The following is a 12,733-nucleotide window of genomic DNA, read 5'->3' as shown; positions in this document are numbered from 1 at the left end:
GGGAACTGTGCACCTAACCTGTACACCTAAACTGCACAGTCTTGCTGTATGGTTTGGCGCTGTCGGGCTCAGCGCCAGCGTCGTCGCAGCCGTGCCCGGCACACGACAACGGGAAGGACTCCCATGTCCGCAACAGCAGCCGGAACCGTCAGCGCCGCGATCGAGACGGTGCGAGCCCGCCGCGTCCTCGACAGCCGGGGCAACCCGACGGTCGAGGTCGACGTCGTGCTCACGGATGGATCCCTGGGGCGCGCAATGGTTCCCTCGGGCGCCTCGACCGGCGCCCGGGAGGCCGTGGAGCTGCGCGACGGCGACCCCGCGCGCTGGCACGGGAAGGGCGTGGACCGCGCCGTCGGCCACGTCGATCGCGAGATCGCCGCGGCGGTGCGGGGCCGGGACGCGGCGGACCAGGCCGGCCTCGACGCCGTCCTGATCGAGCTCGACGGCACGGCCACGAAGTCCCGGCTCGGCGCCAACGCGATCCTCGGCGTCTCGCTGGCCACCGCCAAGGCCGCCGCGGCGGCCCACGGCCAGCCGCTCTACCGGTACCTCGGCGGGGACGCCGCACACCTGCTGCCGCTGCCGCTGATGAACATCGTCAACGGCGGCGCCCACGCCGACAACCCGCTGGACTTCCAGGAGTTCATGATCGCGCCGCTGGGCGCGGACACCTTCGCCGAGGCGGTCCGCATGGGCAGCGAGGTCTTCCACACCCTGCGCCGCGACCTGCTGGCGGCCGGCCACTCCACCGGCGTCGGCGACGAGGGCGGGTTCGCCCCCGCGCTGCGGACCGCCGAGGAGGCCCTCGACTTCGTGGTGGCCGCGATCGAGCGCACCGGCTACCGGCCCGGCGTCGACGTCGGACTGGTCATGGACCCCGCGTCGTCGGAGTTCTTCCGCGACGGGGTGTACGACTACGCGGGCGAGGGCGTGCGCCGCACGTCCGCCGAGCACGCCGACTACCTGGCCGGGCTCATCGACGCCTACCCGGTGGTCTCGATCGAGGACCCCATGGCCGAGAACGACCTGGACGGCTGGCGCGCGCTCACGGCCCGCGTCGGGGACCGCTGCCAGCTCACCGGCGACGACGTCTTCTGCACGAACGAGGCGCTGGTCCGCGAGGGCATCCGGACCGGCGTCGCCAACTCGGTCCTGGTCAAGGTGAACCAGATCGGCACGCTGACCGAGGCGCTCGCGACGGTGACCACGGCGCTCGAGGCCGGCTGGACGGTCGTCATGTCGCACCGGTCGGGCGAGACCGAGGACACGACCATCGCGGACCTGGCGGTGGCGACCGGCTGCGGTCAGATCAAGACCGGCTCGCTGTCACGGTCGGACCGCACGGCGAAGTACAACCAGCTGATCCGGATCGAGGAGGAGCTGGGGGAGTCGGCCCGGTTCGCGGGACGTTCGGCGCTGGCGCGGGCCTGACCATGCGTCAGGGCGGTACAACTGTCGGTCGTGCGGCGCGCAACGGTCATCCGAGATCTCGACTTCCATCCCGACGAGGGCCACGTCCGGTGCTATCGCGTGCCCGACCCCGGCGTTCTCGTGAACGACGCGGACATGTACGTGCGGCAGAGCAGGGAACCCGCATGGGGCGAGGGCGTCGGCGAACAGCTCGTTCTTCGGCACCTCGCCTTCTCGGCCGAGTGGTTCAAGATCAACGCGACGTACGACCTGTCGGGCAACCTGATCGAGACGCGACCGCCGGACGGGGCGCCGTTCGCGCTCAACTGCGACATCTCGACCCCGATGGTCCGGGTCGGAAGGGACGTCTCGGCAGTTGATCTCTTCCTCGACGTGCTCGTCTCCCTGGACGGCGGCCACAGGGTGGTCGACGAGGACGAGTTCGCGCAGGCGGCCTCCACCGGACTCATCTCGGCGGCCGAGGCGCGGGCCGCCGAGCGCGGCCTCGCCCGGCTCCTGAGCTGGCTGCAGACGGGACGCCTGCACGACCTCCTCGACGGCATACCGCCCGCGCCGGTGGCGACGGCGCCCGAGCCGCTACCGGTCGAACTCGTGCCGTTGAGCGAGGTCCCGTCGGTGGCACCCGGGATCCGCAGGACCTGGTCGGGGATCGACCAGGCGAAGGCCAGCCCTCTCCGGGCCTAGTTCTCCGCGCCCGCCTTCTTGCGCCGCCGCGCCCCCGCCGACCTCGGCGGCGTCTGCCGCATGTGGTCGCGCGCCCGGCCGAGGATGTCGGCGAGCGTCTCGACGTCGGCGCGGGACAGCGGGGCGAACAGCAGGTCGTCGAGCAGGCCGACGTGGCCGGGGAAGACCTCCGCGAGCACGGCGCGCCCCTCGTCGGTGATGGTGACGGTGACGCCGCGCTCGTCGTCCGCGGACTGCGAGCGGGTCACGAGGCCCCGCTTCTCCAGCGTCTGGGCCTGGTAGGTCAGCCCGCTGCGGCTGTAGACGACGCCGTCGGCCAGGTCGGTCATCCGCCGGCTGCCCGTCGGGGCGTCCCCGAGGGTCGCCAGGAGCTGGAACTGCACGTAGCTGAGGTCCCCGGCGTCCCGCAGCTGCTGCTCGACGGAGTGCTTCAGCAGGCTGCTCGCCTCGATCAGCGCGAAGTACGCGCCCAGCTGCGTCGCATCGAGGGGCGGTGGTGTCGAGGTCACGTCGCCAGCCTAGCCAGCGCGTCTGATGCTTCCAACTCGAAGTACTTGCTTCCAATTTGAAGCAGTGCTAGCATGCTCGGCAGTTGCTTCGAATCCGAAGCACATGACCGGAGGGAACGGCATCATGAAGGCAGTTCGGTTCCACGAGACGGGCGGCTCCGAGGTTCTGCGCTACGAGGACGTCGACCGGCCGGTTCCCGGCGCCGGCGAGGTGCTCGTCCGCGTCGCCGGTTCGGCGTTCAACCCGGCCGACGGCGGCATGCGCGGCGGCTTCCTGCCGATCCCGATCACGCTGCCGCATGTCCCGGGCTACGACGTCTCCGGCACGGTCGACGTGCTCGGCGACGGGGTGGACGGCCTCGCCGTGGGGCAGGACGTCGTCGGGTTCCTCCCCATGGCGGCCGACGGTGCGGCGGCCCAGTACGTCGTCGCCCCGGCGGACGCCCTGGTCACGGCCCCGAAGCGCATCCCGTTGGCCGACGCCGCCGGGCTGCCGTCGGTGGGGCTCACCGCCTCGCAGGCGCTGTTCGAGGCCGGCGGGCTCCAGGCCGGTCAGCGCGTGCTGATCAACGGCGCCGGCGGCCCGGTGGGCGGCTACGCCGTGCAGCTCGCCAAGCGTGCCGGCGCGTATGTCATCGCGACGGCGAGCCCGCGCAGTGCCGAGACCGTCAAGGCGGCCGGTGCTGACGAGATCGTCGACCACACGGCCGGTCCGGTGCTCGACGCCGTCACCGAGCCCGTCGACGTGCTGCTCAACCTGGCCCCGATCACCCCCGAGGGGTTCGCCGCCCTGGCGGCCCGGGTCCGCGACGGCGGCGTCGTCGTCTCCACCACGCCGAGGGTGCAGACGCCCGGCGACGAGGAGCGCGGCGTGCGCGCGGCGACGGTCTTCGTCCATCCTGACGGCGACGTGCTCTCGGGCCTGGTCGCCCTGGTCGACAGCGGCGACCTGCACGTCGAGATCGCCCGGCGCGTGCCGCTGAGCGAGCTGCCCTCGATCCACGAGCAGGCTGATGCGGGACGGGTGCACGGCAAGGTCGTGGTGGTCCCGCCGCCCGCCGTCTGACCGGCTAGATCCGGCCTTCGTTACTATTTCGTGACATCTTTGCCAGGGCGGGGTACATTCGTTACGGCCCGCAGCACTGCGGGACGTCCCGGCGGGCGCCGAGCCCTGTCACCGCCGGGGGTACCGACGAACCACATGACAGGGACGGGGGACCCACTTTTGGACACCTAGGTGTCCTCGGGGTGGAGTCGTGCGGTTTCGGCCGCCGGCCGGGTCAGTCTCCGACCCGAACCCGACAGCTAACCTCGCAGGCGCCGGGAGATGCTCCATGCCATCGACTTTCCCCGGGCGCGTACGCGTCCCCGGTCAGCCAGTCCTGCCGTCCCGCACCCGGTCTCGGGGAACGCGATGAGGCACGGGCGCGAGCGGTCCCTGCCGGAGCCCACGGGGCGTGCGGCACGACGGGCCGGCGGGCGCCACAGCAAGGGTCGGCACGCCGCCGCTCCCGTGCGGCACCCGCGCCCGTCGGTCCTGGGCCGGCTGCCCCTGAAGATCGGTGTCGGCCTCGCGCTGGCCTCGACGACGTCGTTCACCGCCGTCTCGTTCGGGGCGCCGACCACGGGCGAGATCGCTCTCGGGGGCGACGCCGCCGCGGCGGCCGACGGGCAGGGCGCGCAGGCCGCGCAGGGTGCGGCGGCGGCCGCGCTGGCCGACCGGCAGAGCGGCGCCTCGCGCAGCCAGGAGCGCTCGTCGCTCGGGGCGTCCGCCGGCGTGACCGTTCCCCGGGACGCGGTGCTCCCGGCGGAGGAGGCCTCCGCGGTGGCGGTCGACGCCCCGCCGGTGCTGCCCGGCTGCGACGGCGTGGCCACGGGCGCGGGCACGAACGGCCAGATTCCGGCCAGCGAGCTGTGCGACCTCTGGGACGGCTACCCCGCCATCCGCGCGGACGCGGCCGTGGCCCTGGCGCGCCTGAACCAGGCGTACACCGAGCGGTTCGGCGAGGCGATCTGCATCACCGACGGCTATCGCAGCTACGCGGCGCAGGTGACCGCCAAGGCTGCCAAGCCCACGCTGACGGCGACCCCGGGCACCTCCAACCACGGCTGGGGCCTCGCGATCGACATCTGCGCCGACGGCTACGCCGGCGACCGCTGGGACTGGCTCAAGGCCAACGCCCCGGAGTTCGGCTGGGACAACCCGGGCTGGGCGCAGTCGGGCGGCGTCGGCCCGTACGAGCCGTGGCACTGGGAGTTCACCGCCGCGGTGGCGCAGAAGGGGCAGTGAGGCGCTGCGCCCAGGCGCTCACCGCGCGAAGTGCGGCCCCGTGCTCGGGTCGGACAGGTAGGCGAGCGTGAGCTCCAGCCGCCGCACCGTGTCGCGGTGCAGGCCGTCGGGCAGGGCGTCGGGCGCGAACCAGCCGACCGCGAGCGACTCGTCGTCGTTCACCCGTGCGGCGGCCGCGGCCTCCGGCGAGACCGGGCGGCAGACGAAGCACAGGTCCAGGTACTGGGCCTGGTCGCCGTTCGGGTAGGCGGCGCGCTCGGTGACGGTGATCGCCGCCAGGGCCTCGACCCGGATCTCCACGCCGGTCTCCTCGAGCACCTCACGGGCGATCCCCGGGCCGGGCTCCTCGCCCGGTTCGAGGATGCCGCTCACCAGCGCCCAGCGGCCGTTGTCGGAACGCTGGCCGAGGAGCACGCGGCCGTCGTCGTCCCGCACCACGGCGGTCACGCCGGGGAGCCACAGGAGGTCGGTGCCGATGTGCCGGCGGAGGCCGAGGATGTAGGGCGAGACGGGCATCGCCCCACCCTACGGACCGCGCGGGCGCGGGTGCAGGGTTGCTCACGGGTGGTCGGCAGAATGTCAGGTGGTCGGCAACCCGGGTTGCCGACCACCTGACATTCTGCCGACCATCCGGCGGCCTGCGCCCGCGCCACCTCAGCCCAGCGCGTCCCGCAGCCGCTCGGCGTAGGCCCGGCGCCGCTCGGCCGGGAGCCAGTCCGGCTCCGGGAGCGTGCCGTAGAGGTCGTCGCCGGGGTAGCGGGGGAAGAGGTGCTGGTGGAAGTGCCAGACGTCCTGGTTGCCGGCGGGCTCGTTGTGCTGCCGGGTCGAGACGCCCGCGCAGTCGTAGGCGGCGCGCATCGCCCGGGCGAGCAGCCGGGTCGCGTCGAAGACGGCGTGACCGTCCGCGGCGGGCAGGTCGTAGAGGTTCTCGTGGTGGGCCAGGGGGATGATCAGCACGTGGCCCGGGTTCCGCGGCCACCAACGGGGCGCGATCGTCGCGAAGACCCGGTCGTCGCGGTAGACCACCTCGGCCTCGCGCTCGACGGTGAAGTCGCAGAACGGGCAGTCGTAGCCGGCGGGTTCGTGGTTGTGCACGGGCGGCTCCAGGGCAGACGGAGGATCGGGACGAACGGCGCACCTAGACTGGCACGGTGACAGCAGCCACCCGCCACAGCGCCCAGGTCGTAGGTGCCCCGGAGGGCGCCCCCACCATGGTCTTCGCCCACGGCTTCGGCTGCGACCAGTCCATGTGGCGCTTCGTCGCCCCGGCGTTCGAGGCCAGCCACCGGGTGGTCCTCTTCGACCACGTCGGTGCGGGCGGATCGGACCCCGCCGCGTACGACCCCGGCCGGCACTCCTCGCTCGCCGGCTACGCGGACGACGTCGTCGAGCTGCTCGACGAGCTCGACCTCGGGCCGGTCGTGTTCGTGGGCCACTCGGTCAGCGCGACGATCGGCCTGCTCGCCGCCGCGCGACGGCCCGAGCTGTTCGACCGCCTCGTGCTGGTCGGCCCCAGCCCGCGCTACATCGACGACGACGGGTACCGCGGCGGGTTCGCGGCCCACGAGATCGACGAGCTGCTCGAGACCATGGACGCCAACTACCTGGGCTGGTCGGCGTCCGTGGCCCCGGTGATCATGGGCAACCCCGACCGGCCCCAGCTCGGCGAGGAGCTGACCAGCTCGTTCTGCCGCATGGACCCGACCATCGCCCGGCGCTTCGCCCGCACCACGTTCCTCTCCGACAACCGCGCCGACCTCGCGGGAATCCGCACACCGAGCCTCGTGGTCCAGTGCCGCGACGACTTCATCGCCCCCGTCGAGGTGGGCCGGTACATCCACGAGAACCTCGCCGACAGCGAGTTCGCCCTGATCGACGCCGTCGGCCACTGCCCGAACCTCAGCGCGCCGGACGTGCTGATCGGCGTGATGCGCGAGTACCTCGACCCGTGACACCGCTGGGTCGCGCCCGCTCCTGGGACTCCGCTCCCGTGGCACTGCTCCGTCTCGACGGCAGCGGCGCGATCCTCGACGCCAACGACACGTTCCGCGGGTGGCTCGGCGACGACCTCTCGTCGCGTGACGTGCGCGGCATCCGGCTGAGCGCGCTGCTCTCCGTGGGCGGACGCATCTACTGGGAGACGCATCTCGCGCCCCTGTTACGTATCGAGGGCCGGGTCGAGGAGATCGCGGTCGAGCTGCGCGCCGGTGGGACGCCCCGGCCGGTCCTGCTCTCCGCGGAGCTGCACACCGTGGAGGACGAGACCGACCCCGACGACGTCGTCGTCAACGTCGCCCTGTTCGACGCGCGGGAGCGGTCGCGGTTCGAGCGCGAGCTCGTCGCGGCCCGCGCGGAGGCGGAGCGGTCCGCGGCGAGCCTCCGTACGCTGCTCGTCACGACCACGGCCCTCGCCCGGGCCGCGGGCGTCGAGGGCGTCTGCGCGGCGCTCGTGCACGCTGTGGTCGAGGTGTACCGGGCCGGTTCGGCGTCGGTGTGGCTCGTCGACGACGTCGGCGCGCTCACGCTGCGCGCCCGGCTGGGCGACGGCGTGCCGGAGCGGCCGTCCGCGGAGCTGGTGTCCCAGGCGGCGGGGGCCGTGGACGCGGACGGCACCGAGCGCGTCGAACAGGTGGTGGTCGCGCCCGACGGCCACGTCGTGGTGCCGCTACGGGGCTCGGCCGCGCTGCACGGGGTGCTCGTCATCGTCCCGCGGGCGCACCCGGGGGACGACGCGCTCGACCACGGCGCCCTGGTCGCCACCGGCCAGCAGGGCGGCGTCGCGCTCGACCGCGCGGTGCTGCACGAGCAGAGCGTCTCGGTGGCGCACGAGCTGCAGCGCGCGATGCTCACCGAGCGGCTGCCGCAGCTCGACCACGCCCGGATCAGCACGGACTACCGGCCCGCGGAGCGCTCGCTCCAGGTCGGCGGCGACTGGTACGACGCCTTCTGGGTCGACGACACGACGCTCGCGCTCACCGTGGGCGACGTGGTCGGGCACGGGCTGCGGTCGGCGACCGCCATGGGACAGCTGCGGACCGCCGTGCGCAGCTGCGCCGAGGGCGGCGTCGGCCCGGCGGGTGTGCTCGGCCGGGTGGACCGCTTCGTCCGGCGCAGCGGGGTCGGGTTCGGCTCCACGCTCGTCTACGGGGAGCTCGACGTGCCGACGGCGCGGTTCACCTACGCGTGCGCGGGCCACCTCCCACCGCTGGTGACGCGGCCCGGCGGCGACGCCGAGCTCCTCTGGGAGGGGCGCCGGATGCCCCTCGGCGTGGGCGTGGCGGAGCCCGAGCCGGGCGCCGTCGACCTGGCGCCCGGCGACACGCTGTGGCTCTACACCGACGGGCTGGTCGAGCGGCGGGACCGCAGCCTGCACCGGGGCCTGGAGGTGTTCGCCCAGGCCGCCGCGGGCACGCCGGGCACCGCCGGGGACGGGGAGCTCGTCTCGTCGCTCCTCGGCGGTGACCTCAACGAGTTCGACGACGCCTGCGTGCTGCGGGTCGAGTGGGACGGCCCGGCGCCCGCCTGAGCGGGTCCCGGTGCCCGGACCGGTCGGGGCGGATGCGGCCGGTCACCCGAGGGCCTACGTTGGGCTGCCATGACCCAAGCCCCGTCGCTGATCTGGTTCCGGCGCGACCTGCGCGTCGCCGACCAGCCGACCTTCCTCGCCGCAGGCCAGGACACCCCCGCGCTCGCCCTGTTCGTGCTCGACCCGCGCCTGCTCGGGCCGGCCGGGGACGCGCGCCTGTGGTTCCTGTACGGGTGCCTGCGCGACCTGGACGAGAGCCTCGGCGGCCGGCTCCTGGTCGTCAAGGGCGACCCGGTCGAGGTCGTGCCCCGCGTCGCGGAGAAGATCGGGGCGGGGACGGTGCACGTCGCCGCCGACTTCGGCCCCTACGGCCAGGCCCGCGACAACGACGTCGAGCAGGCGCTCGCGAAGGCGGACCGCGAGCTGGTGCGCACCGGCTCGCCCTACGCCGTCGCGCCGGGGCGGGTGCTGTCGGGGGACGGCGGCCGCTACCGCGTGTTCACGCCGTTCAGCCGGGCCTGGGCCGACCACGGCTGGCGCGCCCCCGCGGACACCGACGCCGGCTACCTGGACTGGATCGACCCCGCGACGGTCCACGTCCGGGCCACGAAGATCCCCGACCAGCCCGCCGTCGACGCCGACCTGCCCGAGCCCGGGGAGGCGGCGGCGCACCGGCGGTGGGACGAGTTCGTGCGCGACCACCTGCAGGAGTACGCGGACGGCCGGGACCGGCCCGACCAGCCCGGCACCTCCCGCATGTCGGTGTACCTGAAGTACGGCTGCGTGCACCCGCGCAGCCTGCTCGCCGACATCTCGGCCAGGCGCTCGAACGGCGCCCAGTCGTTCCGCAACGAGCTCGCCTGGCGCGACTTCTACGCCGACGTGCTCGACCAGCGCCCCGACTCGGCCCGCGGCAACTACGACCGCGCCTTCGACGCGCTCGCCACCGACAGCGGCCCGGAGGCCGACCGGCTGTTCGACGCGTGGCGCGAGGGCCGCACCGGCTACCCCGTCGTCGACGCCGGCATGCGCCAGCTCCTGGCCGAGGGCTGGATGCACAACCGCGTGCGGATGATCACGGCGTCGTTCCTGGTCAAGGATCTGCACCTGCCGTGGTGGTGGGGAGCGAGGCACTTCATGGGCCGGCTGGTCGACGGCGACCTAGCGTCCAACCAGCACGGCTGGCAGTGGGTGGCGGGCAGCGGCACCGACGCCGCGCCGTACTTCCGGGTGTTCAACCCGGTGCTGCAGGGCGAGCGGTTCGACCCGGACGGCGCCTACGTGCGCAAGTACGTGCCCGAGCTCGCGGACGTGCCGGGCAAGGCCGCTCACCAGCCCTGGAAGCTGCCGGGCGGGGTGCCGGCCGGGTACCCCGAGCGCGTCGTCGACCACAAGGACGAACGGGCCGTGGCGCTGGACCGCTACGAGGCCGTCAAGGAGGCCAAGCGCGGGAGGTAGTGACCCGGCGAACTCGCCCGAACCGGGTGAACGCCCCCGGCCACCGCCGTGATCGACTGCTGGAGGTCGGGTCCCGGTCGTGCCCGCTCGCGGACCGGAACTCACCTCGCGTCGGAGCGGGACCGTCTGCAGCCAGGTGTCCCTGTGGAAGAGCACACGACCGACCCGTCCGGTGGTAGCGCACCGGAGGTCCGGCTGCCGGGCCGCCCCCACGACCTGGCGACCGTCTACCAGGCCAAGCTGCGGCCCGCGGTCAACCCCGAGCACATCGTGCGCCGGCCCCGGCTCATCGAGCTGCTCGACACCGCGGTCGAGTCGCCGCTCACGCTCGTGGTCGCGCCGGCCGGCTCGGGCAAGACCTCCCTCCTGCGGGACTGGGTGGGCTGGACCGACCTGCCGCACGCCTGGCTGTCCGTGGACGAGTCGGACCGCGACCCCGCCCAGCTCTGGCTGAGCATCCTCGCCGCGCTCGACGGGATCGCCCCCGGCTGCGCCGAGCCGGCCGCCGACCTGGTCCGCCGCCGGCGGGCGCTGGTCGACGCCGTCGGGACCCTGCTCGACGACCTGGAGTCGCGCAGCTACGGCCCGCGCGTGCTGGTGATCGACGACCTCGAGGTGGTCGACGAGGCGGTGGCCTCCGGGGCGCTGACGATGTTCGTGCAGCACCTGCCGCGCTGGCTGCGCGTGGTCCTGGTCAGCCGGCACGCCCCGCACCTGCCCGTGGACCGGCTGCGCGCCCGCGGCATGCTCGGCGAGGTGCGGTTCCCCGAGCTCCGGTTCTCGTTCGACGAGGCGACCGAGATGCTCGCCCGGCTCGCGCCGACGCTTCCGCCGAACCGCGTCGCCAGGGCCGCCCGGCACGCGGGCGGCTGGGCAGCCAGCATCCAGCTCGCCGCCCTGGCCGCCCGCGCCGCCGACGCCCGGGCGCCCGCCGACGCGCCACGGCAGGACGACGTCGGCCGCTACCTCGGCGACTACGTCTGGCACGAGGTGCTCAGCGGCGAGCCCGCCGACGTCGTCGACGTGCTGGTCGCCGTGTCCGTCGTGGACCGGGTCGAGCCCGGCCTCGCGCGGGCGCTCGCGGGCCGGTTCGACGCGCCCCGCCTGCTGGAGCGGGCCGAGGAGCGGGGGCTGTTCGCCGCCCGCATCGAGCCGTCCGGGGCGTACGAGACCCACGCGCTGGTCCGGGACGCGCTCCTGGTCGAGCTGCGGCGGCGCGACCCGGAGCGCCTGGCCGAGCTGCACCGGCGCGCCGCGCGCTGGTTCGAGGACGCCGGGCAGCCGGTGGCCGCGCTCGAGCACCTGCTGCGCGCCGAGCAGGGGCGCGAGGCCCTGCGGTTGCTCGCCTCGTGCGTGCCGCAGCTCTACGACAGCGGCCGCGAGGCCACGGTGCGGCGCATGCTCGCCGCGATCCCGGCCGGCGCGGCGGCGTCCGACACGGCCGCGGCCATCGACCTCGCGTGGTGCCAGCTCTTCGCCGACCGGAGCGCGTTCGTGCAGACCGTGCACGCCGTCGTGACCCAGGCGGACAAGGACGGCGGGCTGGAGCCGTGGCTGCTCGCGCGGCTGGAGATGCTGCGCGCGGCGTCGGCGGCGGTCTCGGGCGACTGGACCGCCGGAGCCCGCTCGGCCCGGTGGTCGCTGGCGGCGATCGGTGACGGGTGGCAGGCTGACCCGCTGTGCCGGTTCGGCTGGAACCTGCTCGCCCGCGAGGTGGCCCTCACCGAACGCTGGGACGACGCCGCGCCCGAGGTGCACCAGGTGGCCCGGACCCTCAGCACGGCGCCCGAGCGGCGGATCGCGTTCGAGGCCACCCGGGCCCTGGGCGCCGCCCTCGCCGGCCGCCCGGTCGAGGCGCTGCGCCTGGTCTACGGCACGCGGCAGGTCTCGGAGGCGGCCAGCCAGACGACGGCGCGCACCGAGCTGATGATCGCCGAGGCGCTGGCCAACCGGGAGATCGGCGAGCAGTCGGCGGCCCTGCCCGTGCTGGCGCACCTGGTCGACACGGCGTGCGACCCGGTGCCGCACTGCCGGCTGCTGGCCTGCCTGGAGCTCGCGCGGGCCGCCGTCGACTCCGGGGACGCCGCCGCGGCCGAGCGGGCGTTCGGCGAGGCCACCGAGATGGTGGACACCCAGCTCCCGGGCCCCGGCAGCCGCACGCTGCTGGCCCGCACGGGCACCCTCCTGGCCCTGGCCGAGGACCGGCCGGACGAGGCCCGGCGCTGGGCCGCCGAGGTGGACGACCCGTTCTGGGGCGGGGTCGAGACCGCGCGCGTGCTCATCGCGACCGGCGACGTCGGCGCGGCGGACACGGCGCTGCGCGGGACCGTGCCCCGCTGCGTGCGCCACCACGTGCTCGTCGACCTGCTGCTGAGCCGCACCACCCGGGACGCCGACGAGGCCGAGGCGGCCCTCACGCGGGCGGTGCGGCTGGGAGCCGCGCACGGCCTGGTGCAGACCCTCGCCTCGGAGGGCGCCGGCGTCGTCGAGTCGATCGAGCGGCTGGCCTGGCGGGTGCCGCAACCCTGGCTGGACCGGCTCCGCCGGGTGCCGCTGTCGGGCGCCTCCCCGCCCGGGACCGCCGTCGTCGAGCTCGTCGAGGCCCTGACCGACCGGCAGCTCGGCATCCTGCGGATGCTGCCGAGCCGGCTGAGCCTGCGCGAGATCGCCGACGAGCTGTTCATCTCGGTGAACACCCTCAAGTTCCATCTCAAGGTGATCTACCGGAAGCTCGGCTGCGGGTCCCGCGCCGAGGCGGCCGACCTCGCCCGGGCGCTGATGAATCGCCACCGGCGCGGCCAGCCCGCGGGGGCCTGGCGGCGCTGAGCCTGCCGG

General features: G+C 74.4%; 11 protein-coding genes and 1 riboswitch. Of the genes, 8 read left to right on the top strand and 3 right to left on the bottom strand.

The window, feature by feature from the left end; all coding sequences use genetic code 11:
* The first annotated feature begins 123 nt into the window (after window positions 1–123).
* Both eno and H291_RS0121945 read left to right on the top strand, forming a co-directional pair.
* The gene (eno, locus tag H291_RS0121950; protein ID WP_020017182.1) at window positions 124–1,431 is read left to right on the top strand and encodes a phosphopyruvate hydratase; all 1,308 of its coding nucleotides are present in this window, start codon (window positions 124–126) and stop codon (window positions 1,429–1,431) included.
* Window positions 1,432–1,461: 30 nt separating this feature from the next.
* Window positions 1,462–2,115 carry a DUF402 domain-containing protein gene (locus H291_RS0121945; protein ID WP_157237244.1) on the top strand — a complete coding sequence of 218 codons (654 nt, stop codon included), beginning with the start codon at window positions 1,462–1,464 and terminating at the stop codon, window positions 2,113–2,115.
* Here H291_RS0121945 and H291_RS0121940 read toward each other — a convergent pair.
* Window positions 2,112–2,624, bottom strand: a complete 513-nt coding sequence (locus H291_RS0121940; protein ID WP_020017180.1) for a MarR family winged helix-turn-helix transcriptional regulator — start codon at window positions 2,622–2,624, stop codon at window positions 2,112–2,114. The two genes, H291_RS0121945 and H291_RS0121940, sit on opposite strands and share 4 nt — an antisense overlap.
* 124 nt (window positions 2,625–2,748) lie before the next feature.
* Between H291_RS0121940 and H291_RS0121935 the strand changes: the two genes are divergently transcribed.
* Together H291_RS0121935 and H291_RS32845 are read left to right on the top strand one after the other, a co-directional pair.
* Window positions 2,749–3,690: an NADP-dependent oxidoreductase gene (locus H291_RS0121935; RefSeq protein WP_026366000.1), complete on the top strand. Its 942-nt coding sequence runs from the start codon at window positions 2,749–2,751 to the stop codon at window positions 3,688–3,690.
* A gap of 114 nt (window positions 3,691–3,804) precedes the next feature.
* Window positions 3,805–3,956, top strand: a riboswitch (cyclic di-AMP (ydaO/yuaA leader).
* An 82-nt stretch (window positions 3,957–4,038) separates the two neighbouring features.
* A complete protein-coding gene (locus tag H291_RS32845) occupies window positions 4,039–4,914 on the top strand; it encodes a M15 family metallopeptidase (protein WP_157237243.1) in 876 nt (291 codons plus the stop codon).
* Between the two features lie 18 nt (window positions 4,915–4,932).
* Here H291_RS32845 and H291_RS0121925 read toward each other — a convergent pair whose 3' ends face one another.
* Window positions 4,933–5,430, bottom strand: a complete 498-nt coding sequence (locus tag H291_RS0121925) for an NUDIX hydrolase (protein WP_020017177.1) — start codon at window positions 5,428–5,430, stop codon at window positions 4,933–4,935.
* A 138-nt stretch (window positions 5,431–5,568) separates the two neighbouring features.
* Window positions 5,569–6,009: an HIT family protein gene (locus H291_RS0121920; RefSeq protein WP_020017176.1), complete on the bottom strand. Its 441-nt coding sequence runs from the start codon at window positions 6,007–6,009 to the stop codon at window positions 5,569–5,571.
* Between the two features lie 116 nt (window positions 6,010–6,125).
* Between H291_RS0121920 and H291_RS0121915 the strand changes: the two genes are divergently transcribed.
* The 4 genes from H291_RS0121915 to H291_RS0121900 all read left to right on the top strand — a co-directional run bounded on the left by H291_RS0121915 (window position 6,126) and on the right by H291_RS0121900 (window position 12,724).
* Window positions 6,126–6,866, top strand: a complete 741-nt coding sequence (locus H291_RS0121915; RefSeq protein WP_020017175.1) for an alpha/beta fold hydrolase — start codon at window positions 6,126–6,128, stop codon at window positions 6,864–6,866.
* A 38-nt stretch (window positions 6,867–6,904) separates the two neighbouring features.
* Window positions 6,905–8,440 (top strand): SpoIIE family protein phosphatase, encoded by a 1,536-nt coding sequence (locus H291_RS32840; RefSeq protein ID WP_157237242.1) that lies wholly within the window; start codon window positions 6,905–6,907, stop codon window positions 8,438–8,440.
* Between the two features lie 69 nt (window positions 8,441–8,509).
* Window positions 8,510–9,898, top strand: coding sequence for a cryptochrome/photolyase family protein (locus H291_RS0121905; RefSeq protein WP_020017174.1), 1,389 nt, complete (start codon window positions 8,510–8,512; stop codon window positions 9,896–9,898).
* Between the two features lie 144 nt (window positions 9,899–10,042).
* A complete protein-coding gene (locus tag H291_RS0121900; protein ID WP_020017173.1) occupies window positions 10,043–12,724 on the top strand; it encodes a LuxR C-terminal-related transcriptional regulator in 2,682 nt (893 codons plus the stop codon).
* Window positions 12,725–12,733 lie beyond the last annotated feature (9 nt).

The sequence above is a fragment of the Promicromonospora sukumoe 327MFSha3.1 genome, from assembly GCF_000385135.1.
Classification (GTDB): Bacteria; Actinomycetota; Actinomycetes; order Actinomycetales; family Cellulomonadaceae; genus Promicromonospora; species Promicromonospora sukumoe_B.
The sequence above is the reverse complement of the archived record's forward strand: the minus strand, read 5'-3'. Positions and strand labels throughout refer to the sequence as shown.